We start from the raw sequence: 24,153 nt of genomic DNA, 5'->3' as shown, positions 1-24,153 counted from the left end.
CCCGGCTCCGGGGCCTCAGCGGTACCAGCCGAACCGCTCCGCGATGACCGGGAGCCGGTCGGTGACGATGGCGTGGGCGGCGGCCCGCGGGGTCGTCCCGTCGGCCTCGGCGCGCGCGAGCGTCCGGTCGATCAGGGCGCGCATGGAACGCCGGGTGTGGGCGAAGGCCTCGTCCGCGTCGGCGCCGATGTCGCCGAACAGGGTCCACCACCACCAGGCATTTGTACCGGAGTTGACGACGACGTCCGGCAGGACGGTGATCCCGCGCGCGGCGAGCAGCTCCTCCGCGTCCGCGAGGACGGGCATGTTGGCCGCCTCGACGATCCAACGGGCCTTGATGTCGCGCTGGTTGGACGTGTCGATCGCGTACGAGACCGCGGCCGGCACCAGGACCTCGGCGTCGGCGGACAGCCAGGCGTCGCCGGGGAGTTCGCGGTCGGCCGGCCGCAGCACCCCGCGGTCGACCGTCCCGTACGCGTCCCGCGCCCCGAGGAGCGCCTCGACGTCGAGGCCGTCCGGGTTCGCGATGGTTCCCTTGACGTCGGCGACGGCCACGATCCTGAGTCCCGCGCGCGCGAGGAAGCGCGCGGTGGCCCCGCCCATGGTGCCGAGCCCCTGGACGGCGACACGCGTTCCCGCGTACGGAGTCCCGGCCCGGTCCAGCGCGGCGAGCGCCGACTCGGCGACCCCGCAGCCGCCGACCAGTTCGTCGAGGCCGATGCCGTCCACCTCGACCGCGAAGGCGTCCGCGAGCCGCCGCCGGGCCGCCGCCTCGTCGTCGAGCAGCGGGTACACGGCCTGGATGGACGAGACGAGGCCCGCCTCCTCGGCGGCCCGGTCGACCAGGTCCTGGCTGAGCCCGAGATCCTCGCCGGTGGTCCAGAAGTTCTCGATGTAGGGGCGCATGGCGCGCAGATAGCGCACCAGCAGTCCGTACGCGGCCGGGTCCTGGGGATCGCAGTCGATCCCGCCCTTGGCGCCGCCGAGCGGGACGTACCGGCCCTCGGGGTTGTAGTGCAGAGCCTCTTTCATGGTCATGCCGCGGGCGAGTCCGGTGACCTCCTCCAGCGTGCAGCCGGGGCGCATCCGCAGACCGCCGCTGGAGACGCCCCGTACGAGCCGGTCGACGACGAGGAACCCCGGACGGCCGGTGACGTGGTCCGTCCAGGTGAGCGTCATCAGGGGGGCGGCGGTCATCGGGTCTCCTCGGGAACGACGATCAGGGTGGGGCCGGGGGTGCGCAGCGCCCGGGTGAGCGCGGTGCCCAGCTCGTCCGGGCTGTACGCGTGCGTGCCCTGTCCTCCGTAGGCGCGGGCCAGGGCGGGCAGGTCGACCGGAGCGAGGTCGACGGCCGTGGGCGTGTCGCCCCGGGCCGCCATCTCGTCGCGGATCTCCCCGTAGCCGCCGTTGTCGAAGACCACGACGGGCAGCGGGAGGCGGAGCTGTACCGCGGTCGCCAGTTCCTGCACGGTGAACTGGAGCCCGCCGTCCCCGCTGAGCGCCACGACCTCGCGGCCGGGGCACGCCGCCTTGGCTCCGATCGCCGCGGGCAGAGCGTAGCCGAGCGTGCCGTAGCCGGTCGGGTGAAGATAGCGGCCCGCCGGGCCGAGCGGGAGGTGGGGGAGCGCTCCGTAGTAGCAGCACTGGGCGCTGTCCGAGGTGATCACGGCGTCCTCGGGCAGGACGGACCGGATCACCCGCAGGTAGGGGATCCATCGGGCGTCGCGCGCGGCGGTCTCGGCGTTCCGGGCAGCCCGCAGTGCCGCCGCCCGCCGGACGGGGTCCTCGTCGGGCACGCGCGCGTGCGGGCGTCCGCCACGCGGTCCCTCGACGGCGCCGGGCACGCGCGCGTGCCCGGCCGTGACGCCCGGCTCCCCGACGGCGGCGAGCAGCGCCGTCAGGGACAGCAGCGCGTCGCCCACGACCGGGACGTCCACGGCCGGACCCGCGTACATCTGGTCCGGGTCGACGTCCACGCGGATCAGGGTGCCGTTCAGGGCGGGCGGCGCGGACCAGAAGTCGGACTCGGCGAGTTCGGTGCCCACGGCGAGGACGGCGTCGCGTTCCGCGAGCCAGTCCCGGACCGCGGGGCTGTGCAGCGACACGCCGACGGCCAGCGGATGGCTCTCCGCGACGACGCCCTTGCCGTTGGCGGTGGTGAGGACGGGAGCCCCGAGCCGCTCGGCGAGCGCCAGGAGCGGGGCGGCCGCACCGCGTGCTCCGCCGCCGAGGACGAGCGCCGGACGGCGGGCCTCGCGCAGCGCCTCGGCGGCCCGCTCCACGGCGAGGGGTGCCGGGGCGAGGGGGAGGAGGGGAGGGGTGACGCGCGCGGGAGCCGTCTCCTCGGCGGCCTCCAGCAGATCGAGGGGGATCTCGATGTGCGCGGGGCGCGGCCGGCCGGTGCGGAACAGGGTGAAGGCGCGGGCCACCGCCGCGTCGATCTCGGCGACCGAGGACACGCGGTGGCTGAACGCGGCGACGCCCCGCAGAGCCTCCGTCTGACTGCGCGTCTCGTGCAGCAGTCCGGTCGCGAGCCGGGGGTGGCGCAGAGGCATGCCGGGGGAGACCACGAGCAGCGGCACACTGTCGGAGTAGGCCTGGCCGACGGCGGCCGCGGCGTTCAGCAGGGCGGGTCCGGTCGTGGTGATCACGACACCGGGACGCCCGGTCACGCGCGCGTAGCCGTCGGCGGCGTATCCGGCGCCCTGTTCGTGGCGCGTCAGAACGTGCCGGACGACGTACGCGGACAGGTGGCGGTAGATCTCCAGGTTGTGCGTGCCGGGGATGCCGAAGGCGCGGGTCACGCCGTGTCCGGACAGCGCGCGGACGACGGCCTCGCCGCCGGTGAGCATCTCGCCCATCACAGGCTCCGCGCGACGGCGTCGGCACGCCCGGCGGCGCACGCGGCGCCCTCGGCCGGGGCCGGTTCGGCGGGAAGGCGGTACACGGTGTCTCCAGACGTGGACGGGCCGGCGCGGCTCCCGGGCTGCCGGGGCGCCTGCTCTCTACTGAACCATGAGTCAGTATCGGAACGCTCGCCGGGTCGTGTCAACGCACCCGGCCGGTGTCGCCGCGGGCACGGCGGCGCCCAGAACGCTTCGCCGGAGCGGAAGAAGCGGGGGTGCGGCGGGGTTGGCATCTACGGAACGAAGGCCACGGACATCGCGTTGTGACCGGGTGACCCGGCGCTGTCAGAGGCGACGACCATAATGAAAGTCTGACCGACTCCATCTGGAGGTATCCGTGACCGGTTTCCGTACCCTGAGCTCCGGGCTCCGCGCGCTGCGGCCCGCCGCCTTCGGCGCGGATCCGGCTGGTGCGCGCCTGCGCCGCATCCGCAATTCGCCGAACTTCGCGGACGGAGTCTTCCAGAACCCGGAGACCGCCCGTACCCGCCCCGACGGCTCGATGGTGGAGTTCGCGAAGGTCTACTTCCGCAGTGAGGAGCGCGCCCACCGCTCCCCGGCCGGGACCGTGCCCGTGCACGCGACGACCCTCGCCGACCTGGCCAGGCCCGCCGCGACCGGGCTGCGGCTGACCTGGATGGGGCACTCCAGCGTCCTCGCCGAGATCGACGGCCACCGCGTGCTGTTCGACCCGGTCTGGGGCGAGCGCTGTTCCCCCTTCGCCTTCGCCGGCCCCAAGCGGCTGCACCCGGTTCCGCTGCCGCTCGCCGCGCTCGGCCCGGTCGACGTCGTGGTGATCTCGCACGACCACTACGACCACCTGGACATGCCCACGATCAAGGAGCTGGGCGGCACGGACACCGTGTTCGCCGTACCGCTGGGCGTCGGAGCCCACCTGGAGCACTGGGGCATCGCCGCCGAGCGGATCCGCGAGCTGGACTGGAACGAGTCGACCAAGGTCGGCGGGATCACCCTGACCGCGACACCGGCGCGCCACTTCTGCGGGCGCGGCCTGCGCAACACCCAGCACACCCTGTGGGCCTCCTGGGTCGCCGAGGGCGACGCGCACCGGATCTACCACAGCGGCGACACCGGCTACTTCCAGGGCTTCAAGGACATCGGCGCCGCCCACGGCCCGTTCGACGCCACGATGATCCAGATCGGCGCCTACAGCGACTTCTGGCCCGACATCCACATGACGCCCCAGGAGGGGATGCGCTCCCACCTGGACCTCCAGGGCGGGAAGCCCTCCGGAGTGATGCTGCCGATCCACTGGGGGACGTTCAACCTGGCCACCCACGCCTGGGCCGACCCGGGCGAGGGCACGCTGGCCGCCGGCCGCGCGGTCGGCGCGCGCGTCGCGCTGCCCCGTCCCGGAGAGCCCTTCGAGCCCACCGCCGAGACCGTCCCCTCCGAGCCGTGGTGGCGCGGTGTGGCGCGTGCGCCGAAGGGCGGCTGGCCGGTCGTCGAGGAGCCCGTGACCGATACGCCGGGTGACGTCGCCGACGGCTCGACGGAAGGCACCGGCGAGCCCGAGACGGTGCCCGCGGGCTGATCCACCGATCGGATGCGAGGGCCGGGGAGCGCCATGCTCCCCGGCCCTCGCTGTTTCCTTGCGACCGCTTGTGACCAGCTCTGATCGGATCCGGAGCCTGGTGCGAACGCCTGTCCGACGGGGTTATCGGTCAGCCGTGCGACACCTCATACCAGAGCGGGACGCCACCCGGTGGACTTTGTCAACAGCCCACCGCACATGATGCGTTGGCGACTACTGTCAGTTGCCGACGGGCGACGCAGGGCCGATTTCTTCGGCTCTCTCGACCGGCACCGCGACGGCGCACACCCGAGTCGCGGAACCACGGGAGCTCCACGCCCCCGACGCATCCAGTACGAGGACGCCGATGTCTCACCTCCGCGCACCGGCCGCCCGCGCAGACCGCCGCGAGGGCGGGCGGCACGGCCGACCGGCCGCCCGCGCCACCCCCGCGCCGCCCGAGACCCACCTGCGGCACCAGCTCCTGCGCCTCGCGGTCCTGCCGCCGACCGCCGTGGCCCTCAGCGCGTGCGCCGCCGTCCTGTTCACCGTCCGCTCCACCGGCGCCCGGCCCGGCCCCGTCCTGTGGGCCGTCCTCGCCGGAGCGGTGGGCGTGGCCCTGGCCGGCATCCTGATCGCCGCCGTCGCCGCCGACCGCGCCGCCGCGTCCGTACGCGAACGCATAGGAGCCCTGCGCCGCACGAGCGCCCGCACCGAGACCGACCTGCGCGCCGTCGTCGAGGGGCTGCGCCGCGGCGAGGACCCGCCCGCGCGCAAGAAGCGCCGCCGCCCGCCCGCCGACGCCGACGACTTCGAACTGCTCGCCGCCGACCTCTCGCGCGCCCACGACGGCGCCGTGGCCGCCGTCGTGCAGGCCGCGCAGCTCTCCAGCCGTGCGGGCAGCGACCAGAAGGTCGAGGTCTTCGTCAATCTGGCCCGGCGCCTGCAGTCCCTCGTGCACCGCGAGATCTCCATCCTCGACGAGCTGGAGAACGAGATCGAGGACCCGGACCTCCTCAAGGGCCTCTTCCACGTCGACCACCTGGCCACCCGCATCCGGCGCCACGCCGAGAACCTGGCCGTGCTCGGCGGCGCCGTGTCCCGCCGTCAGTGGAGCAACCCCGTCTCCATGACCGAGGTGCTGCGCTCCGCGATCGCCGAGGTCGAGCAGTACTCGCGGGTCAAGCTCGTGCCCCCGATCGACGGCACCCTGCGCGGCCACGCCGTCGCCGACGTCATCCACCTGCTCGCCGAACTCGTCGAGAACGCCACCGTGTTCTCCGCCCCGCACACCCAGGTGCTGCTGCGGGTCGACCTCGTCACCTCGGGCCTGGCCATCGAGGTGGAGGACCGCGGCCTCGGCATGCAGGCCGCCGAACAGGACCGGATGAACGCCCTGCTCGCCGACCCCGACCAGGTCAATGTCGCCGGCCTGCTCCAGGACGGGCGCATCGGCCTGTTCGTCGTCTCGCAGCTCGCCCGCCGGCACGGCATCCACGTACGGCTCCAGAACAACATCTACGGCGGCGTCCAGGCCGTCCTCGTGGTCCCGCAGGACCTGCTGGGTGCGGCCCCGGACGCCGTCGAGGACGCGGGCCTGGCCCAGGCGCCGCCGAACGGGACGAACGGCGGGCACCGGCCGGCCCTCGGACCCGGTCCCGCCCACCCGCCGCCGGCGCAGGTCCCGGCGCTTCCCGGCGGCCGCCCGCCGGCCCCCGTCGTGCCCCGGCAGTCGGCGCGCGAGCTGTCCCGGGAAGCCCTGCCCGAGCCCGTACGACGGGAACGGCCACCCGGGCGGGGCGCGGACGCGCCGGCCGGGACGCGCGGGGCCGGACCGCTCCCGGTGCGCGGCTCCCGTGCCGAACGGCCCAACCCCGCCGAGGCCCTGCCCGGCATCCGCCCCGAGGATCGCCTCACCGCCGCCGAGAACGCGGCCCTGCCGCCCACCCCGCGCGCCGGGGTCGTCCGCGGCACCATGGGCAAGCCCAGCCTCCCCAAGCGGCGCGCCCAGGAGCACCTCGTGCCGCAACTGCGCGAAGGACAGGCGCCCCGCCCGGACACCGACCACCACGTCGGGCACGACCCGGGACTCATGGCGGCCTTCCAGCGCGGGATCGGACTCGCGGAGACCGCCCACGCGGATCCGGCGGACCGGCGGCTGCCGGAGCCGTCCCGGGTCCCGTCGCCCGCGGCCCCACCGGGCGCACCGGCCTCCTTCCCCGAGCGGACCCGCCCGGAGACCGCGCGCGGCGACGGCGCCGCCCGGGCCCGGGGACACCTGACCACCGGCACCCCCGCCGACGGCCCCGACGCGCTGGACGCACCCCCGGAGCACGGCGCACCGACGGTCCGCCCGGGCGGGGAGCGCACGACCCACGCACCGGCACCGCGAGGAGCCCACGACCTCGCCTCCGGCCACGACCGCACCAGCCGGCACGACGGGAGCACACCGGCCGGATGACGACCCCCGCACCCACCCCCACCGCTCCCGCAGACCTTCGTACCTCAAGGAGTCGATCCCCCATGGCGAGCGATGCGCCCACCGGCCACGTGTCCGACCTCGACTGGCTGATGAGCGGCCTTGTCCAGCGCGTACCCCACACCACCAGCGCGGTGCTGCTCTCCAGCGACGGACTCGTGAAGTCGGTCCACGGCCTGGACCCGGACAGCGCCGACCACATGGCGGCCCTCGCCTGCGGCCTCTACGCCCTCGGACGCAGCGCGGGCGTGCGGTTCGGCGACGGCGGCGAGGTGCGCCAGGTCGTGGTCGAACTCGACTCGACCCTGCTGTTCGTCTCCACGGCGGGCTCCGGAACCTGCCTCGCCGTGCTCGCGGGCCGGGAGGCCGACGCGGCCGTCCTCGGCTACGAGATGGCGATGCTGGTCAAGAGCGTCCGCCCCTATCTGGTCACCGCGCCCCGGCAGCCCGCCGTCGAACCGTCGGCGATGCGGTCTTGAACGCGGCCGCGGCCGGTGACGGGCCCTGGCTCGACGACGCGGCGGGACGCCTCGTGCGCCCCTACACCGTCAGCAACGGCCGGACCCGGCCGAGCACCGCGCTCGACCTCCTCTCCCAGGTCATGGCCACCGGAGCCACCCCCCTCGGCCACCTCGGCCCCGAACACCGCCAGGCGCTCGAACGCTGCCGGGCGCCCGTCTCGGTCGCGGAGGTCGCCGCCCATCTGAAGCTGCCGGCGGCGGTCACCAAAGTGCTGCTGTCGGACCTCGTCGACTGCGGGGCGCTGACCACCAAGCCCCCTCGGTTCCACCCCAACCCCACTGACCGGTCCCTTCTGGAGGCAGTGCTCGATGGACTACGACGACAGCTCTGACCCGTTCCCCACCGCGCTGAAGATCCTGGTGGCGGGAGGCTTCGGGGTCGGCAAGACGACGTTCGTCGGCGCGGTGAGCGAGATCGCGCCGCTCAGCACGGAGGAACTGCTGACCACCGTCAGCGCCTCGACCGACCGGCTCGACGGGATCGAGAACAAGGTCGAGACGACCGTCGCGATGGACTTCGGCCGCATAACCCTGGATCCGGAACACGTGCTCTATCTGTTCGGCACACCCGGACAGGAGCGGTTCTGGTTCATGTGGGACGAGCTCTCCGACGGCGCGCTCGGGGCGGTCATCCTCGCCGACACCCGGCGCCTGGAGGACTGCTTCGCCGCCGTCGACTTCTTCGAACAGCGCGGTCTCGCGTTCATCGTCGCGGTCAACGAGTTCGACGGCTCGTACCGCTACGACCCGGCCGAGGTGCGCGCGGCCATCGACCTCGACCCGGAGATCCCCGTCGTGTGCTGCGACGCCCGTATCTCCAGCTCGGGCGTGCAGACGCTGCTCACCCTGGTCCGGCACCTCCTCGCCCACGCGCCCGCCCATCTCCCGAGCCATGGAGCCCGTACATGAGGTACGACTCGCCGGGGCCGGGCGGCCGTCTGCTCCTGACGCCGCAGGACAAGGACGCCCCCGCCCGGGTGCGCAGGCTGCGCCGGCTGGGCCTCGGGGAGCGCTCCGAGCCCGCCCTCGACGCCTTCGCGGACCGCCTCGCGCACGTCGCCGCCGCGCCCTACTCGATGGTCAACTTCATCGACGAGCGACAGCAGTTCTTCGCGGGTCTGCACACCCCGGACGGCGGAGCCCGGGGCGGCAGGCTCCCGGCCGCCCTGGACGGCGGCGAACTCGAACTGGGCCGCTACATGGCCCGGGACCACGGCTTCTGCCCCCATGTCGTGGTGCGCCGCAAGGCGCTCGTCCTGGAGGACGTCTGCGACTACCCGCGCTTCGCCGGGAACCCGGTCGTCGACGAGTTCGGCGTCCGCTCCTACCTCGGCGCCCCGCTGCTCGACCGCAGCGGCATCGCCCTCGGCACGATCTGTGTCGTGGACGTCGAGCCGCGCCCCTGGGGAAGGACGGGCCTGGAGACCATCAAGGCGATGGCGGCCGAGCTGACCGGGCAGCTCGAACGGCGGGAAGAGGACCACGGGATCTGACGACGCGCCGGGGCGAGGGTCCGGCCCTGCCGGCCGCCCGGGACCCATCCTGGGACGTATGCCGGGACCCCTCCCTGACATCCGTGACGCACCCCCGTGGAACGGGGGTGCCGCATGTCCCCGTAGCCGTGCCTGACACCACCGTCCCCCACATCGTCTCCTCGCCCCGCGCCGCCCCGGCGGCCCGGCGACCGGCCCATGGACGGGCCGGGAGAACGCGGGCGTGAAGGAAAGCTGGGGCCGCGCTTAAGAAATCCTCGATGGACCCAGGGCACCGTCGTACGGCAGATTCCTGGGTGAATTCACCCCTCTCCCCGGTGCGGGCCGCTTCGGCGTGCCCCTTCCCGGGACCTCACGCACAGGAGCCGCACGAGTGAAGGCGCTGGTCAAGGAGAAGGCGGAGCCCGGACTCTGGCTCACGGACGTCCCCGAGCCGCAGGCCGGCCCCGGTGACGTGCTGATCAAGGTTCTCAGGACCGGGATCTGCGGCACCGACCTGCACATCCGCAACTGGGACGGCTGGGCGCAGCAGACCATCACGACGCCCCTCGTGCTCGGCCACGAGTTCGTCGGCGAGGTCGTCGAGACCGGCCGCGACGTCACCGACATCAACATCGGCGACCGCGTCAGCGGCGAGGGCCACCTGGTCTGCGGCAAGTGCCGCAACTGTCTCGCCGGACGCCGCCACCTCTGCCGTGCCACCGTCGGCCTCGGCGTCGGCCGCGACGGCGCCTTCGCCGAGTACGTCGTGCTGCCCGCCACCAACGTGTGGGTGCACCGCGTTCCGGTCGACCTCGACGTCGCCGCGATCTTCGACCCGTTCGGCAACGCCGTGCACACCGCGCTGTCCTTCCCGCTCGTCGGCGAGGACGTCCTGATCACCGGCGCCGGACCGATCGGTCTGATGGCCGCCGCCGTGGCCCGCCACGCCGGCGCCCGCAACGTCGTCATCACCGACGTCAGCGAGGAGCGCCTGGAACTGGCCCGCAAGATCGGCGTCAGCCTCGCCCTCAACGTCGCGGGCTCGACGATCGCCGACGGACAGCGCACCCTCGGCCTGCGCGAGGGCTTCGACATCGGCCTGGAGATGTCCGGCCGCCCCGAGGCCATGCGCGACATGATCGCCAACATGACCCACGGCGGACGGATCGCCATGCTGGGTCTGCCGTCCGCGGAGTTCCCCGTCGACTGGGCCCGGATCGTCACCTCCATGATCACGATCAAGGGCATCTACGGCCGCGAGATGTTCGAGACCTGGTACGCGATGTCGGTCCTCCTGGAGAGCGGCCTCGACCTCACTCCCGTGATCACCGGCCGGTACGGATTCCGGGACTACGAGGCGGCGTTCGACGACGCGGCCGGCGGCCGTGGCGGCAAGGTCATTCTCGACTGGACCCTCTGAGGACTTAAGGAACTGATGATGTTCGACTCCGTCCGCGACGACCTGCGCACCACCCTCGACGAGATCCGCGCCGCCGGGCTGCACAAGCCCGAGCGGGTCATCGGCACCCCGCAGTCCGCGACCGTGAACGTCACCGCGGGCGGCCGCCCCGGTGAGGTCCTCAACTTCTGCGCGAACAACTACCTCGGTCTCGCCGACCACCCCGAGGTCGTCGCCGCCGCCCACGCGGCGCTCGACCGCTGGGGCTACGGCATGGCCTCCGTCCGCTTCATCTGCGGTACGCAGGAGGTGCACAAGGAGCTGGAGGCGCGGCTGTCCGCGTTCCTCGGCCAGGAGGACACGATCCTCTACTCCTCCTGCTTCGACGCCAACGGCGGTGTCTTCGAGACCCTCCTCGGCGCCGAGGACGCGGTCATCTCCGACGCCCTCAACCACGCCTCGATCATCGACGGCATCCGGCTGTCCAAGGCGCGCCGCTTCCGGTACGCCAACCGCGACATGGCCGACCTGGAGGCGCAGCTCAAGGAGGCCTCCGGCGCGCGCCGCCGGCTGATCGTCACCGACGGCGTCTTCTCCATGGACGGCTACGTCGCCCCGCTCCAGGAGATCTGCGACCTCGCCGACCGCTACGACGCGATGGTCATGGTCGACGACTCGCACGCGGTGGGCTTCGTCGGCCCCGGCGGCCGGGGCACCCCCGAGCTGCACGGGGTCATGGACCGCGTCGACATCATCACCGGCACGCTAGGCAAGGCCCTGGGCGGCGCCTCCGGCGGTTACGTCGCCGCCCGCGCCGAGATCGTCGCCCTGCTGCGCCAGCGTTCGCGCCCGTACCTCTTCTCGAACACGCTCGCCCCGGTCATCGCCGCGGCCTCCCTGAAGGTCCTCGACCTGCTGGAGTCCGCCGACGACCTGCGGGTGCGACTGCGGGAGAACACGGCGCTGTTCCGTTCGCGGATGACCGAGGAGGGCTTCGACATCCTCCCCGGCGACCACGCGATCGCCCCCGTCATGATCGGTGACGCGTCCGTCGCCGGCCGCATGGCGGAGCTGCTCCTGGAGCGTGGTGTGTACGTGATCGGCTTCTCGTACCCGGTCGTCCCGCAGGGGAAGGCCCGTATCCGGGTGCAGCTCTCCGCGGGGCACTCCACCGAGGACGTGAACCGGGCCGTGGACGCCTTCGTGGCGGCGCGCGCGGAACTCGACGCCTGAGGGCGGACGCGCCCCCGTGCCGGGGGCGCTCACCGGTCCGATGGCCGGAAAAGGCGTGTGACCTGAGAGAATCGGTCGCATGATCGAAGCGCGGCGGCTCCACATCCTCCGTGCGGTGGCCGACCACCGCACGGTGACGGCGGCGGCCGCCGCGCTGTATCTCACGCCCTCGGCGGTCTCGCAGCAGCTCACCGCCCTGGAGCAGGAGACGGGCCACCGGCTCGTCGAGCGCGGCGCCAAGGGCGTACGGCTCACACCCGCCGGCGAGATCCTGCTCAGCCACACCAACGCCGTGCTGGCCCAACTGGAGCGGGCCGAGGCCGAGTTGGCGGCCTACAGTGCCGGCTCCGCGGGGACGGTCACCGTGGCCTCCTTCGCGACCGGCATCGGCCTGGTCGTGGCCCCCGCGCTGGCCCGCCTCGCCGTCACCTCGCCGGGCATCCTCGTGCGCGTCCAGGACGCCGAGGGCGACGCGAGTCTGCCGATGGTGCTGGACCGGCAGGTCGACATCGCGGTGGCCGTCGAGTACCGCGGCGCCCCGGACGCGGACGATCCGCGCCTGACCCACGTCCCGCTCTACGCCGAGCCCTTCGACGCCGTCGTGCCGGTGACCCACCGCCTGGCCGACTCCGCGGAAGTGCCGCTCGCCGAGCTGGCCAAGGACCCCTGGATCGGCCCGTACCCCGGCAACCCCTGCCATGACGTGGTCGTCCTGGCCTGCGAGAACGCCGGATTCCAGCCGCGCCTCGAACATTCCTCGGACGACTTCCGCGCCGTCGTCGCCCTCGCCTCCGCCGACGCGGGTGTCGCCCTGGTGCCGCGTTCGGCGCTGCGGGGCATGGACCTCACGGGTGTGGTGGTGCGCCCCGTCGACGGAGTCGCCCCCACCCGCCGCGTCTTCGCCGCCGTGCGCCGCGGCGCCGAGGGGCATCCGCTGATCCGGCCCGTCCTGGAGGCGCTGACGCGGGCGGCCACGGACGACTGAGTCCGTCGAGCGCGTCACGTGCGTCGAGCGCGCCGGCCGCGTCGAGTCGATCGAGTCCGTCGAGCGGGCCGTCGACTCCGGCGGCCCGCTCGCGCCTTCCCTGTGTTCCCGAATATGGGATAGCATCCCGGATATGGGAATCGAGGAGGATGGTGAGGTCGACGTCCGGCTCGGGGCGCGACTGGCCGAGCTGAGGGCCGAACGGGGCTGGACCCTGGGCGAGTTGGCCGAGCGCAGCGGGATCAGCAGATCGACCCTCTCGCGCGCGGAACGCGCCGAGATCAGCCCCACGGCCTCCCTCCTCAACCGCCTCTGCCATGTGTACGGGCGGACGATGTCGCACCTGCTCAGCGAGGTCGAGCGGGAATCCGCGCTGCTGGTCCGCGCCGCCGACCAGACGGTCTGGACGGACCGGGCCTCCGGATTCGTCCGGCGATCGGTCTCGCCGCCGCACGCCGGACTGCGCGGCGAACTGGTCGAGGGGCGCCTCGCGGCCGGCGCGGACATCGCGTACGACAGGCCTCCCGTGCCCGGCCTCGAACAGCACATCTGGGTCCTCGACGGAAGGCTCGACGTGACCGCGCAGGACGTCGAGCACCGCCTCGACGCCGGTGACTGCCTCCGCTTGAGGGTGTGGGGGCCGACGCGATTCCACTGCCCGGGCCCCGCGGACGTGCGGTACGCGCTGGCGGTGGTGCTGCCGTGATCACCGTCACCCGCCTGACCGCTGCCGAACTCCACGCCGGAGCCGATGAGTTGGCGGATCTGCTCACCGACACCGTGGACGGCGGCGCCTCGATCGGATTCCTCGCCCCGCTCGGCCACGCGACGGCGCTCGCCTGGTGGCGCGAGCGAGCGGACGCCGTCTCGGCCGGCCGGCACGCGGTCTGGGTGGCCCGCGCCGACGGCCGGCTGCTCGGCACCGTCGCCCTCTCCTTCCCGGACAAGCCCAACAGCCGCCACCGCGCCGAACTCGTCAAGCTGATGGTCCACCGCGACGGCCGCGGCCAGGGCGTGGGCCGCATGCTCCTCGCCACCGCGGAGAGCGCGGCCGCCGCCACCGGAATCACCCTCCTCCATCTGGACACCGAGACCGGCAGCCCCGCCGAGTCGCTGTACGTGTCGGCGGGCTGGACCCGGGTCGGCGCGATCCCGGACTACGCGGCGGCACCCTCGGGCGAGCTGCGCCCGACGACGCTCTTCTACAAGCGGCCCGGAGCGCACGCCGACGGCACCTGACGTCGTGTCTTCCCCGGGCCTTCGCCGTGTCGATGTCAGTGGTGTTGGCTAGCGTGCGTCTCATGCCGGATGCAGAAGACGTACGCCGTATCGCCCTTTCCCTGCCGGACACGACGGAGAAGATCGCCTGGAGCATGCCCACCTTCAGGGTCGCGGGAAAGATGTTCGCCACACTGCCCGAGGCGGAGACCTCCATCGCCGTGCGCTGTCCGAAGGAGGAGCGCGACGAACTGGTCCTGGCCGAGCCGGAGAAGTTCTGGATCGCCGACCACGAGGCCGGCTTCGCCTGGGTCCGTGCCCGGCTCGCCGCCCTGGAGGACGACGACGAACTCCGCGCCATCCTCGCCGACTCCTGGCGCCAGGCCGCCCCGCCCCGACTCGTCGACGCCCACCCCGGGTTGGGCCTGCCGTCCGCCGACTGAAACGGCCTCTGCACCACCCGTGCCCCGTGGCATGATCCGCATCGGGAGCGATCCGGGGACGGAGCGATCCGGGGACGGAGTGGTCCGCGACGGGCGCGATCCGGAAGCGGGAACGAAGCGTGGACGGGCGGCTTCGTGGGGGAGCCGCCGGGTGCAGGGGGAGGGCGCGAGCGGGATGACCAGGACGTCATCGGGCCAGGAGCCGCAGGACGGGACGCCGTGCGAGGGGCCGTGCGAGGCATCGCGCGGGAGTGAGGAACCGGACCCGGGCCCGGGCCCGGCCCGGGGCGGTCCGCTCGACGGACGGCGGAGCCGGTCCGTCTGGTCACGGGACTTCGCCCTGTTCTTCGTCGCGCGGGCCCTCGCCCGGCTCGGCGAGACCATGCTGCCGGTGGCGCTCGCCGCGGGACTGCTGCGGTACGGCTACGGGGTCGGCGCCGTCGGCCTCGCCATGGCCGCCTCCGCCGGGCCCTTCGCCGCCCTGGTCGTGTTCGGCGGAGTGATCGCCGACCGGTTCAGCACCCGCAGACTGATGATCGGCGCCGACCTCGTGCGGCTCGTGGCCCAGTCGATCGCCGCCGCCCTCTTCTTCGCCGGCCACGTGGTCCTCTGGCAGGTCTGCGTGATCGGCGCGGTCAACGGCGTGGCCGGCGCGGTCTTCCAGCCCGGCGTCGCCAGCACCGTGCCGCGTCTGGCCGCCGACATCCAGGGAGCCAACGGCGCCATCCGGATCGCCGAGTCCGCCGCCCAGCTCGCCGGCCCCGCGCTCGCGGGCCTGATGGTCGCGTTCGCCTCCGCCGGAGGGGTCTTCGTGGCCCACGCCGGCACCTACGCGCTGAGCGCCCTGTGCCTGCTTCTGCTCCGCCTGCCCCCGGCCGCTCCCGGGAGCCGCCCCCACAGCGCCGGCTTCCGGGCCGATCTCGTCGAGGGCTGGCGGGAGTTCAGATCCCGTACGTGGCTGTGGGGCGTCATCGTCGTCTGGTGCGTCTACATGATCTCCGTCTGGGGCCCGACCGTCCCCCTGGTGGCGACCGAGGTGGTGCGGGCGCACGGCCCGCGCGCCTACGGCCTCATCAACTCCGCCCTCGGCGCGGGCACGGTCGTCGGCGGGCTCGTCGCCCTGCGGCTGCGCCCGCGCCGCATGCTGCGCGCCGGATCCCTCGCCCTCCTGGCCTTCGCCTGCTTCCCCGCGTCGGTGGGGGCGGGGTTCGGTGTGGCGGCCGTCGCCGGGTGCGCCGTGATCGCCGGCGCGGGCATCTCGTTCTGGGGCGTGATGTGGGCGACGAGCGTGCAGACGCAGGTCGCCCCCGACGTCCTCAACCGCATCCACGCCTACGACGTCGCGGGTTCCCTGGCGATGATGCCCGTCGGCCAGGCACTCGCGGGGCCCGCCGCCGGTGCCCTCGGCGCCGACAACGTCCTGCTCGTGGCAGGCGTCATGTCCCTCGTCGTCTGCGCGGCCCTGCTCTCGGTGCCCGCGATCCGGGACCTCGTACGGGTCGACGGTCCCGTGTCCAGGTCGCCGGGCGGCACCCCCGTACCGCCCGGAGACGCCGTTCGGCCGTCCCGCCCGCGAGAAACGGGTGCGCGACCACCGGCGTGAGTGCGGTATTGTTTCCGTGCGCGTCCAGCCAGGGGAAACCCCAGGTCAGACGGGCATCGGGACGTGGCGCAGCTTGGTAGCGCACTTGACTGGGGGTCAAGGGGTCGCAGGTTCAAATCCTGTCGTCCCGACTGGAGTCTTCTCCGTAGTCGCAGGTCCGAGGCCGTTCTCTCGTACGACGAGAGGGCGGCCTTCGGCGTGTTCCGGGCCCGCCCTCGGACGCGGCTCCCGCCGGCCTCGGATCCGCCTCGGACGCGGCTCCGGCCGGTCTCGAATTCGCCTCGGGCCCGCCTCGGGTCCCCGCCTCGGGCCCGCGCCTCTCACGGTGTCCCCGCTCCGACCGGCGCGTGGGTCGCCGGCGTCGACGGCGGAGGCGAGGGGACGAGATCCTGTTCGGCCCAGATCGCCTTGCCCCGGCTGACGCCCCGGACGCCCCAGCGGCGGGTGAGCTGTGCGGTGATGAACAGCCCGCGCCCGTGCTCGTCGGTGTCCAGGGCCCGGCGCAGATGCGGAGCCGTATTGCTGTCGTCGGCGACCTCACAGGTGAGGGTGTCCCCGAGGATCAGCCGCAGCCGGATCGGGCCCTTGGCGTACCGGACGGCGTTGGTCACCAGCTCGCTGACGATGAGCGCGGTGTTGTCGACGATGTCGCTGTCGATGTCCCAGTCGGCCAGTTGGGTGGTCGCGGCCTTGCGCGCCATGGAGACGATCGCGGGGTTGTTGGGAAAGGTCCAGACGCGCGTCCGGTCGGGGCCGAGCGTGCGGGTGCGGGCCAGGAGCAGGAAGGCGTCGTGGTCGAGCCGGTCGGGAACCAGATCGAGGGCGAGCGAGTCGCACAGCTCCTGCAGGGAGGGGCCGGGTGCCGCCCCGCCGATCCGGCTCGGCAGGGACCGCTCCATGACCGGGGCGTCGGCCAGGAGCGCGGTGTTGTACAGGACCAGGGTGCTGCCCGCGGGCAGGGCGCGTTCGGTCGACCGGTACTGGGCGATGCCCTGGCCCAGCGGGGGGCCGGGGTCCACGTCGAGGGCTTCGACGTCGCCGCCCGGGTGGACCAGGACGGGCGCCGGGTGCCCCGCGCTCGCCGCCGTACAGAGCCGGGTGACCGGGTCGTAGACGACGTAGAGACAGCTCGCCGGGGCGCCGTCGGCCGGGAGGCCGGGCGTGCCGGGCGGGACCTGCTGGGGGCGGCTGGCGAGGTCGTGCAGGCGTTCCAGGATCTCGTCGGGAGGCAGGTCGAGGTCGGACAGCGCCTCGATCGCTGCCCGCAGCTCGCCCATGGCCGCGGGGTCGGCGGCGTCCGCCTCCGCGGTGGTGTCCCCGGCGACGAGCGCGATCCTGGCGCCGGACAGGGGGATGACGTCGAACCAGGCGCCGCCCGTCCCCGCGGGCAGGTAGGTGTGGGCCACGTCGACCGCGGCGGCTCCGGGCGTCGCCGGATGGGTGAGGCGGCCGGTGACGATGCGGGCCGTGGAGCGTTCGCGTCCGTACTGCCGGGCGTTGTCCAGACACAGGGCGGCGTGGGTGGTGAGCTGCTCCGCCAGGGCCAGGTCCTTGTCGTCGAACGGGGTCGGATTGCGCCATCGGTAGAAGCAGGCGAGCCCGAGCACCAGGCCCCGGGCGCGGATGGGGACCAGCAGCATCGAGTGCACCCCGGCCGTCAGGATCCGGGCGTCGCGCCGGCGATCCGGGTCGAGCCAGGAGGCATCCGGGTTCAGCCGCCGGATCAGCCGGGGCGCCAGGGTGTCCAGGGCGGCCCGGTAGGGCGTGGCGGGCGGATAGGTGGTGATCTCGCCCATTCTGGGCACGCCCTGGAAGTCGGGGCCGGCCGCGGAGCGGAAGCCCGCACGCCGCAGGGCCGCCCCCTGGTCGCGGGACTCCGGGGTGGGCGCGTGCCCGCGTATGACGGTGTCGTAGACGTCGACGGTCACGGTGTCGGCCAGACGGGGGACGGCGAGGTCGCTGAACTCCGCGGCGGTGCGGAACACGTCCAGCGTGGTACCGACCCGGGTGGCCGCTTCGTTCAGCAGACGCAGCCCCGCCTCGGCCCGGACACGGGCGGTCACGTCGGTCAGCGCGGCGGCGACCCCGAGCACGGTTCCGTCGGCGTGCTGGAGCCGCAGGACGTCGACCGAGGCGACGGCCTCGACGGCGGGCCCGCTCCGGCTGCGGAGCCGGACGAGCAGGTCGAACACGGGGCCGCCGGACTCCAGCACCTGCCGGGCGGTCCGCTCGACGACCCCGCGGTCGGGGATGTCGAAGGCCTGGAGAATCTCGGACAGCGAGCGCCCGACCATGTGGTGGATGGGGAAGTCGCGCATCATGCGCGCGGCCGGGTTCACCCGTACGAGTCGCAGGTGCCGGTCGTAGATGTGCAGACCGGCCGGAGACCGGGAGAACAGCGCGTCCAGGAGCGCGTCCCCCAGTTCCTCGCCCGCCGGGTCGGCTTTCGGGCGGTATCCATCGGTCACGACGGAACACCTCGATGGGTCGGCAACGATCCGTCGGACCGATCCAACCCCCGTCGGCGGCCTCCTGCCACCGGAGCGGAGCCGCCGCCACCGGGAGCAGGCCTCCGATGGCCGAGAAAAACGCTTGGACCGTGCGGCCACCGCCGGGGGACGATGTAACTTCTTGCCTTCCCATGTCCGGACATCGACGCTTTGGGGAGCCGAGGCGAGGTGAACCCGGACGACGCGGCGGGCAGCCGTACGACGACACAGGGTTGTGATGGCATCTCCTGAATCGCGCAAGGCCTTACCGGGCAAGGGCCCGGTCCTCCTCGCACTTCGCTACTACGGAAGGGAGCTGCGCAGGCTCCGCCGGCTGACCGTGCCGGGCATGCTGCTGCCCGCGCTGGGCAACATCGGCATCAGCTACGTCGCACCGCTCGTCGTGGCGAAGCTCGTCGGCCGTATCGCGGCCGGCGGCAGCGGTGTCTCCGCCGGTGACGCCCTGCCGTACGTCCTCGCCTTCGGCGGTGTCCTGCTCCTCTCGGAGGCGTTCTGGCGCCTGGGCCTGCACTGCCTCAACCGCCTGGACGCCCTCGGCATCGAGCGGCTGTACGTGATCGGCATGGACGAGCTGTTCGCCAAGGACGCCTCGTTCTTCCACGACAACTTCGCCGGCTCGCTGACCAAGCGGGTGCTGAGCTTCGCCTCCCGCTACGAGGAATTCGTCGACACGATGACGTTCCAGGTCGTCGGCAGCCTCGTACCGCTCGTCTTCGGGTCCGTGGTCCTGTGGCGCTACGAACCGCTGCTCGTCGTCGGACTCCTGGCGATGATCGCCGTGACGGCGGTGTGCGTGGTGCCGCTCATCCGCCGCAGGCAGGCCCTCGTCGACGAACGCGAGGAGGCGATCGCCCGTGTCTCGGGTCATGTCGCCGACAGCCTGATGAACATGGACACCGTGCGGGCCTTCGCCGCCGAGGAGCGCGAGGCGGCGGAGCACCGCTCCCGGGTCGCGGTGTCGCGGCGGCTCACCCTCCAGTCCTGGGACTACGGCAACCTGCGCATCGACACGTTCGTCGCGCCGATGTCCGTCCTGACCAACGCGCTCGGCCTGCTGCTCGCGATCACGCTCGGCGGGGGCGAGCACGGCGTGGAGGCGGTGGTGGTCGCCTTCACCTACTACGCCAACGCGACCCGGATCATGTTCGAGTTCAACCAGATCTACCGGCGCCTGGAGAGCTCGATGACGGAGGCCGCCCAGTTCACCGAGCTGCTGATGTCACCGCCGACCGTGCTCGACCCGGCCGCCCCCGAGCCGCTGCGGGCCCGTGACGCCGATGTCCGCTTCGAACAGGTGACCTTCGCCCACGGCGGGGCCGATCCGCTCTTCACCGGGCTCGAACTGGCCGTACCGAGCGGCGCGAAGGTCGGTCTGGTCGGCCGGTCGGGCGGCGGCAAGACCACGCTCACCCGGCTGCTGCTGCGGATGACCGACATCGAGGGCGGCCGCATCCTGATCGGAGGCCAGGACATCAGCAAGCTGCGGCAGGCCGATCTGCGCAGCATGATCGCGTACGTGCCGCAGGACCCGGCGATGTTCCACCGCTCGCTGCGGGACAACATCGCCTTCGCCCGCCCTGACGCCACCGAGGAGGAGATCCGCCGCGCGGCCGAGGCGGCCCACGTCACGGAGTTCGCCGACGCGCTGCCGGACGGTTTCGCGACCATGGTCGGCGAGCGTGGCATCAAGCTGTCCGGCGGCCAGCGCCAGCGGGTCGCCCTGGCCCGCGCGATCCTGCGCGACGCGCCGATCCTGCTGCTCGACGAGGCGACCAGCGCGCTGGACTCCGAGAGCGAGATCCTCGTCCAGTCGGCGCTGTGGCGGCTCATGGAGCGGCGCACGGCGCTCGTGGTGGCGCACCGGCTGAGCACGGTCGCCGGCATGGACCGGCTCGTCGTCCTCGACCGCGGCAAGATCGTCGAACAGGGCACGCATCATGAGCTGCTCGCCTCGGAGGGCGCCTACGCGAAGCTGTGGCGTCACCAGTCGGGCGGCTTCATCGACGACAGGCCCGACGCGGCCGGCCGGCGCTGAACACGAGGGCCGCGGGACGGCGCCGATCAGGCGGGCTCGTCGTCCCGGTGCAGCGGCACCGTCCACTCCAGGACGGTGCCGCTCGGCTCGGCGGGCGTCAGGGCGCAGGTGCCGCCGAGCTGTTCGGCGCGGGCGCCGATGTTGCCGAGACCGCTGCGGCGGGTGACGTCGGGGCCGATGCCGCGGCCGTTGTCCGCCACGCGCAGGCGCAGCGCGGTGGCGGTCGCCTCGGCGGTGACCTCCACGGCGGTGGCGTCGGCGTGCCGGGCGGTGTTGGACAGGGCCTCGCGCAGGACCGCGACCACGTGCTCCCGCTGCTCGTCGGACACCTCGGTGTCCAGCAGACCGCTCATGCGCAGGGAGGGGGCGAAGCCGAGCGTCTCGGCCGCGCGGCCGACCTCGGTGACGAGCCGGGTGCGCAGACCGGCGGTGGCGTCGGACCGGTCGCTCTCCCGCAGGGCGTAGATCGTCGAACGTACGACCTTGATCGTGTCGTCGAGATCGTCCACCACCCGCTGGACGCGTTCGGCCACGTCGGGCCGGTCGGCGAGGCGGTTGAGCACCGACTGCAGGCTGAGCCCGCCGGCGAAGAGCCGCTGGATGGCCAGGTCGTGCAGGTCGCGAGCGATGCGGTCGCGGTCGTTGAGGACGAGGAGCTGTTCCGCGTCGCGGCGGTGCTCGGCGATCTCCAGGGCCAGCGCGGCGTGGCCGGCGAACCCCTCGATCATGTCGATCGTGGCGTCGGGGAACGCGGTGCCGCCCTGGCGGTTCGCGACCTGGAGGACGCCCCGCACCCGCTCCTGGGTGCCGAGCGGGATCACGAACGCCGGGCCGAGGTCGAGGACCGACGCGCTGCCCGTCCCGGTGCGCGGGTCCTGGCTGAGCGAGGTGCTGACGATGCGCTCGCCCGAGGCGTACACCTTGGCCGCGAGGCTCGTCCCGTCCGGGAGGGTCAGCCCCCGCACCTGATCGGCGTCGCGGCCCTCGGCGGACTCGATGACGAGGTCCGTGGTCCCGGTCAGCGGCAGCGCCAAGGTGACCAGATCCGCGTCGGACAGCTCCCGGACGGTCGCCGTGAACGCGTGCAGGACGTCGACCGGGTCGGCGCCGGACAGCAGGGTCCGGGTCAGCTCGCTGCTCGCGGCCAGCCAGCGCTCGCGCCGCCGCGCGTCGTCGTACAGCCGGGCGTTGTCGATGGCCACGCCGGCCGCCGCGCCCAGCGTGCGCAGGACGGCCTCGTCCTCGGCGTCGAACTCGGCCCCGCCGTGCTTCTCCGTGAGGTACAGGTTGCCGAAGATCTTGTCGCGGACCTGCACGGGGGTGCCGAGGAACGTCGTCATCGGGGGGTGGCCGGGAGGGAAGCCGACCGAGTCCGGGTGGTCGCTCAGCACGGGCAGCCGCAGCGCGTGCGGCTCGCGGATGAGCAGGCCGAGGATGCCTTCTCCCCGGGGGTAGTGACCGATGCGGGCGATGGTCTCCTCGTCGATGCCCACGGTGATGAACTGCTTGATGCCGCCCTCGTCGCCGAGGACGCCGAGCGCGCCGTAGCGGCAGTCGACGAGCTGCACCGCGGATTCCACGATCTGGCGCAGGACCACGTCGAGGTCCAGGTCGCTGCCGATCGCGAGGACCGCCTCGAGAAGGGTGTGCACCCGGTTCTGGGTGCCGCGCACACGCTCCACCTGCTCCTGGAGGTCCTCCAGCAGGGCGTCCAGCCGGAACTGCGGAACCGGGGGCTCCTCCGGAAGGTGTGCGCTCTGGTCCATTCGAGATCCCCTCACTCACCACCCGACGAAGCCATGATGCCCGACGGCCAGGGCCCGCGGTCGGGCACCTGTACGGATCGCGGCGACGTTTTCGGGGGCGGAAGGGAGGAACGTACGCGAATGGTTCAGGCGGGGGCGGTGACGCCCGCTGCGGTCCCGTCGACGGTGCCGTCGACGGTGTCGTCGACACGGAAGGACAGGCTGTTCATGACGCCGACGACACCGTCGACCCGCCACGTCAGCCGGATGGCCTCCGGGATCTCGCTGCGGTGTTCGAGCCGCCCCTCCAGCGTCACCACTCCGTCGCCAACCGAGACGCCCACGGCGTGCGGCGGCAGCGACAGCGCGCGCCCCAGCACGGCGTCGGCGACCTCCCGCCGGATCTCCTCGTCCGTCCGCAGGAAGACCCGCAGCAGGTCGCTGCGGGTGGCGATCCCGATCAGCCGGTCCTCCTCGTCCACCACCGGAAGCCGCTCGACACGGTGGCGCTCCATGACCCGGGCGGCATCGGCCACGCGCTGCTCCGGATGCACGGTGATCGCGGGCGTCGACATGAGCTGCTCCACCGTCGTGGCGCGGACGCGTCCGACCCCCGCGGTGGTCGTGCGGCGCACGGCCGGTCCGGGCCGGCGGGGCCACGGGAGGGCGCGGCCCGGCGACGGCGGGAGCAGACGCCGGACCCGTCCGCCGCCGGACCGGATCGCCCGCGGGCGCAGCAGGTCGGTCTCCGAGATCACGCCCACGACCTTGTCGTCGTCGTCCACGACCGGCAGCCCGCTGATCCCGTACCGGTCCAGCAGCCGGACCACGTCCTTGAAGGACATCCGCCGATGCGCCTCGACGACCTCGCTGGTCATGACCTGCCCGACGATGAGGGTCATCTCGCCATCTCGCTTCCTGCTCGGACGGCTTCCCAGCGTGCCGTCCGGGCGCCCGCGGAGGCAGGGGCCGACGGTCCTCCGGCGGGGGCCGGACCGCCCGCGAAGACAGGTCCAAAGACCCGGCCTCGGGCCCGGACCGGGCACTCCGGCGCTTCGGGCGCTAGCGCTTCAGGCCGACCCCGCCGTACAGGGACACCGGCTCGTCGCCGATCGGGGTCTCGCCCTCCGCGAGCCCGGGACGCCAGTCCTTCACCGAGACGACACCGGGGTCGATCAGCTCCAGCCCCGCGAAGAAGCGGCTCACCTCGGCGTGCGAGCGGCCCACGAGGGTGACACCGCCGCGCGCGTACGCCTCGATGCCCCTTCGGACCTCCTCGGGCTCGAAGTCGGCGGTCATCGCGGACAGCGACAGGAAGCTGCCGGGCGCCAGCGCGTCGACCAGGGTTCCCACCAGTTCGTACGCGCCGCCGTCGTCGGCGACGAAATGCATCAGCGCGATCAGCGACAGGGCCACGGGACGGTCGAGGTCGAGCACGCGCGCGGCCTCGTCGAGGATCTTCCGCGGCTCGCGCACGTCCGCGTGGACGTACTCCGTGACGCCCTCGTCGGTGCCGCGCAGCAGGGCCTCGGCGTGGGCGAGGACGATGGGGTCGTTGTCGACGTAGACCACCCGTGCGTCCGGAGCGGTGCTCTGCGCGATCTGGTGGAGGTTGGGCTCGGTGGGGATGCCGGTGCCGATGTCCAGGAACTGGCGGATTCCCGCCGTACGGACGAGGTGCCGGGTGGCCCGCTGCATGAACCAGCGGTTGCTGCGCGCGGCCCGCTTGGCTCCGGGATCACGCGCCGTGATCTGCTGCCCGAGCCGTTCGTCGACCGGGTAGTTGTCCTTGCCGCCCAGATACCAGTCGTACACCCGTGCCGGATGCGGCCTGGTGGTGTCGATCCCGCCCGCGGCGGACTCCGGCCCCGTCATACGACAACTCCCCGTTCCGTCGGCCCTGTTGCCCCGACGGCCAGGGTTCGGCGGGGGCGCGCGAGCAGTCTGCCATTCACGCCGGGTGCGGGGCGGGCGGCCGTCGATCCTCGGCCACCGCCCGGACACCCCGATCCGGGGACGATCTTGCACGGGGTGGGGTGTTCGGGCCGGAGAGGCGTATACCGGGGA

20 protein-coding genes and 1 tRNA gene are annotated in these 24,153 nt (G+C 73.2%); 15 read left to right on the top strand and 6 right to left on the bottom strand.

The annotated features are described in order from the left end of the window. Window positions 1–15: 15 nt before the first annotated feature. Entirely contained in the window at window positions 16–1,197 is a 1,182-nt protein-coding gene (locus tag ACZ4TO_RS04535) for a glutamate dehydrogenase (protein ID WP_382778984.1), read from the bottom strand. Next, window positions 1,194–2,861, bottom strand: a complete 1,668-nt coding sequence (locus ACZ4TO_RS04530; RefSeq protein WP_468023400.1) for a 5-guanidino-2-oxopentanoate decarboxylase — start codon at window positions 2,859–2,861, stop codon at window positions 1,194–1,196. Before ACZ4TO_RS04530 ends, ACZ4TO_RS04535 begins: the two co-directional genes overlap by 4 nt. A 382-nt stretch (window positions 2,862–3,243) precedes the next feature. Between ACZ4TO_RS04530 and ACZ4TO_RS04525 the strand changes: the two genes are divergently transcribed. The 14 genes from ACZ4TO_RS04525 (at window position 3,244) to ACZ4TO_RS04460 (ending at window position 15,927) form a co-directional block, all read left to right on the top strand. Further along, entirely contained in the window at window positions 3,244–4,461 is a 1,218-nt protein-coding gene (locus tag ACZ4TO_RS04525; RefSeq protein WP_468023399.1) for an MBL fold metallo-hydrolase, read from the top strand. 346 nt (window positions 4,462–4,807) lie between these two features. Then, entirely contained in the window at window positions 4,808–6,901 is a 2,094-nt protein-coding gene (locus tag ACZ4TO_RS04520; RefSeq protein ID WP_468023398.1) for a sensor histidine kinase, read from the top strand. 62 nt (window positions 6,902–6,963) lie between these two features. Next, window positions 6,964–7,398 (top strand): roadblock/LC7 domain-containing protein, encoded by a 435-nt coding sequence (locus tag ACZ4TO_RS04515; protein WP_382778992.1) that lies wholly within the window; start codon window positions 6,964–6,966, stop codon window positions 7,396–7,398. Beyond that, window positions 7,395–7,772 carry a DUF742 domain-containing protein gene (locus tag ACZ4TO_RS04510; protein ID WP_382778994.1) on the top strand — a complete coding sequence of 126 codons (378 nt, stop codon included), beginning with the start codon at window positions 7,395–7,397 and terminating at the stop codon, window positions 7,770–7,772. The genes ACZ4TO_RS04515 and ACZ4TO_RS04510 overlap by 4 nt, the downstream gene beginning before the upstream one ends. After that, window positions 7,750–8,349, top strand: a complete 600-nt coding sequence (locus ACZ4TO_RS04505; protein WP_382778996.1) for a GTP-binding protein — start codon at window positions 7,750–7,752, stop codon at window positions 8,347–8,349. The genes ACZ4TO_RS04510 and ACZ4TO_RS04505 overlap by 23 nt, the downstream gene beginning before the upstream one ends. Further along, on the top strand, window positions 8,346–8,933 hold the full coding sequence (locus ACZ4TO_RS04500) for a GAF domain-containing protein (protein WP_382778998.1): 588 nt from the start codon (window positions 8,346–8,348) through the stop codon (window positions 8,931–8,933). The genes ACZ4TO_RS04505 and ACZ4TO_RS04500 overlap by 4 nt, the downstream gene beginning before the upstream one ends. A 373-nt stretch (window positions 8,934–9,306) precedes the next feature. After that, window positions 9,307–10,335, top strand: a complete 1,029-nt coding sequence (gene tdh, locus ACZ4TO_RS04495) for an L-threonine 3-dehydrogenase (protein ID WP_382779000.1) — start codon at window positions 9,307–9,309, stop codon at window positions 10,333–10,335. Between the two features lie 18 nt (window positions 10,336–10,353). Next, a complete protein-coding gene (locus tag ACZ4TO_RS04490) occupies window positions 10,354–11,547 on the top strand; it encodes a glycine C-acetyltransferase (RefSeq protein ID WP_382780768.1) in 1,194 nt (397 codons plus the stop codon). Window positions 11,548–11,626: 79 nt separating this feature from the next. Next, a complete protein-coding gene (locus ACZ4TO_RS04485; protein ID WP_385039151.1) occupies window positions 11,627–12,532 on the top strand; it encodes a LysR family transcriptional regulator in 906 nt (301 codons plus the stop codon). 133 nt (window positions 12,533–12,665) lie between these two features. Continuing rightward, complete coding sequence (locus ACZ4TO_RS04480; RefSeq protein WP_382779004.1) at window positions 12,666–13,238, top strand: helix-turn-helix domain-containing protein; 573 nt, start codon at window positions 12,666–12,668, stop codon at window positions 13,236–13,238. Beyond that, complete coding sequence (locus ACZ4TO_RS04475) at window positions 13,238–13,771, top strand: GNAT family N-acetyltransferase (RefSeq protein WP_468023783.1); 534 nt, start codon at window positions 13,238–13,240, stop codon at window positions 13,769–13,771. Before ACZ4TO_RS04480 ends, ACZ4TO_RS04475 begins: the two co-directional genes overlap by 1 nt. Before the next feature lie 62 nt (window positions 13,772–13,833). Further along, complete coding sequence (locus ACZ4TO_RS04470; protein WP_382779006.1) at window positions 13,834–14,193, top strand: MmcQ/YjbR family DNA-binding protein; 360 nt, start codon at window positions 13,834–13,836, stop codon at window positions 14,191–14,193. Between the two features lie 175 nt (window positions 14,194–14,368). Next, window positions 14,369–15,796, top strand: a complete 1,428-nt coding sequence (locus tag ACZ4TO_RS04465; RefSeq protein ID WP_468023397.1) for an MFS transporter — start codon at window positions 14,369–14,371, stop codon at window positions 15,794–15,796. Window positions 15,797–15,853: 57 nt separating this feature from the next. Continuing rightward, window positions 15,854–15,927: transfer RNA gene (locus tag ACZ4TO_RS04460), tRNA-Pro, on the top strand. Window positions 15,928–16,116: 189 nt separating this feature from the next. Here ACZ4TO_RS04460 and ACZ4TO_RS04455 read toward each other — a convergent pair. Next, window positions 16,117–18,264, bottom strand: a complete 2,148-nt coding sequence (locus tag ACZ4TO_RS04455) for an ATP-binding SpoIIE family protein phosphatase (protein ID WP_468023396.1) — start codon at window positions 18,262–18,264, stop codon at window positions 16,117–16,119. A gap of 259 nt (window positions 18,265–18,523) precedes the next feature. On the opposite strand from ACZ4TO_RS04455, the gene ACZ4TO_RS04450 reads away from it, so the two are divergent. Next, on the top strand, window positions 18,524–20,341 hold the full coding sequence (locus ACZ4TO_RS04450; RefSeq protein ID WP_382779013.1) for an ABC transporter ATP-binding protein: 1,818 nt from the start codon (window positions 18,524–18,526) through the stop codon (window positions 20,339–20,341). A gap of 26 nt (window positions 20,342–20,367) precedes the next feature. Here the strand turns inward: ACZ4TO_RS04450 and ACZ4TO_RS04445 are convergent, their stop codons facing one another. The 3 genes from ACZ4TO_RS04445 to ACZ4TO_RS04435 form a co-directional block, all read right to left on the bottom strand. Next, window positions 20,368–22,107, bottom strand: a complete 1,740-nt coding sequence (locus ACZ4TO_RS04445) for a GAF domain-containing sensor histidine kinase (RefSeq protein ID WP_468023395.1) — start codon at window positions 22,105–22,107, stop codon at window positions 20,368–20,370. A gap of 125 nt (window positions 22,108–22,232) precedes the next feature. Further along, window positions 22,233–22,988: a CBS domain-containing protein gene (locus ACZ4TO_RS04440; RefSeq protein WP_468023394.1), complete on the bottom strand. Its 756-nt coding sequence runs from the start codon at window positions 22,986–22,988 to the stop codon at window positions 22,233–22,235. 160 nt (window positions 22,989–23,148) lie between these two features. After that, window positions 23,149–23,961 carry an SAM-dependent methyltransferase gene (locus ACZ4TO_RS04435; RefSeq protein ID WP_467840468.1) on the bottom strand — a complete coding sequence of 271 codons (813 nt, stop codon included), beginning with the start codon at window positions 23,959–23,961 and terminating at the stop codon, window positions 23,149–23,151. Window positions 23,962–24,153: the final 192 nt, after the last annotated feature.

Source organism: Streptomyces sp. NPDC028298, from assembly GCF_055565895.1.
Note: the sequence above shows the minus strand (reverse complement) of the source record. Positions and strands in the feature narration are given on the sequence as shown.

Coding starts and splice junctions, on each gene's coding strand:
- ACZ4TO_RS04535 (WP_382778984.1), bottom strand. CDS start 1,197: ATGACCGCCGCCCCCCTGATGACGCTCACCTGGACGGACCACGTCACC.
- ACZ4TO_RS04530 (WP_468023400.1), bottom strand. CDS start 2,861: ATGGGCGAGATGCTCACCGGCGGCGAGGCCGTCGTCCGCGCGCTGTCC.
- ACZ4TO_RS04520 (WP_468023398.1), top strand. CDS start 4,808: ATGTCTCACCTCCGCGCACCGGCCGCCCGCGCAGACCGCCGCGAGGGC.
- ACZ4TO_RS04515 (WP_382778992.1), top strand. CDS start 6,964: ATGGCGAGCGATGCGCCCACCGGCCACGTGTCCGACCTCGACTGGCTG.
- ACZ4TO_RS04505 (WP_382778996.1), top strand. CDS start 7,750: ATGGACTACGACGACAGCTCTGACCCGTTCCCCACCGCGCTGAAGATC.
- ACZ4TO_RS04500 (WP_382778998.1), top strand. CDS start 8,346: ATGAGGTACGACTCGCCGGGGCCGGGCGGCCGTCTGCTCCTGACGCCG.
- ACZ4TO_RS04490 (WP_382780768.1), top strand. CDS start 10,354: ATGTTCGACTCCGTCCGCGACGACCTGCGCACCACCCTCGACGAGATC.
- ACZ4TO_RS04485 (WP_385039151.1), top strand. CDS start 11,627: ATGATCGAAGCGCGGCGGCTCCACATCCTCCGTGCGGTGGCCGACCAC.
- ACZ4TO_RS04480 (WP_382779004.1), top strand. CDS start 12,666: ATGGGAATCGAGGAGGATGGTGAGGTCGACGTCCGGCTCGGGGCGCGA.
- ACZ4TO_RS04470 (WP_382779006.1), top strand. CDS start 13,834: ATGCCGGATGCAGAAGACGTACGCCGTATCGCCCTTTCCCTGCCGGAC.
- ACZ4TO_RS04465 (WP_468023397.1), top strand. CDS start 14,369: ATGACCAGGACGTCATCGGGCCAGGAGCCGCAGGACGGGACGCCGTGC.
- ACZ4TO_RS04450 (WP_382779013.1), top strand. CDS start 18,524: ATGGCATCTCCTGAATCGCGCAAGGCCTTACCGGGCAAGGGCCCGGTC.
- ACZ4TO_RS04445 (WP_468023395.1), bottom strand. CDS start 22,107: ATGGACCAGAGCGCACACCTTCCGGAGGAGCCCCCGGTTCCGCAGTTC.
- ACZ4TO_RS04440 (WP_468023394.1), bottom strand. CDS start 22,988: ATGACCCTCATCGTCGGGCAGGTCATGACCAGCGAGGTCGTCGAGGCG.
- ACZ4TO_RS04435 (WP_467840468.1), bottom strand. CDS start 23,961: ATGACGGGGCCGGAGTCCGCCGCGGGCGGGATCGACACCACCAGGCCG.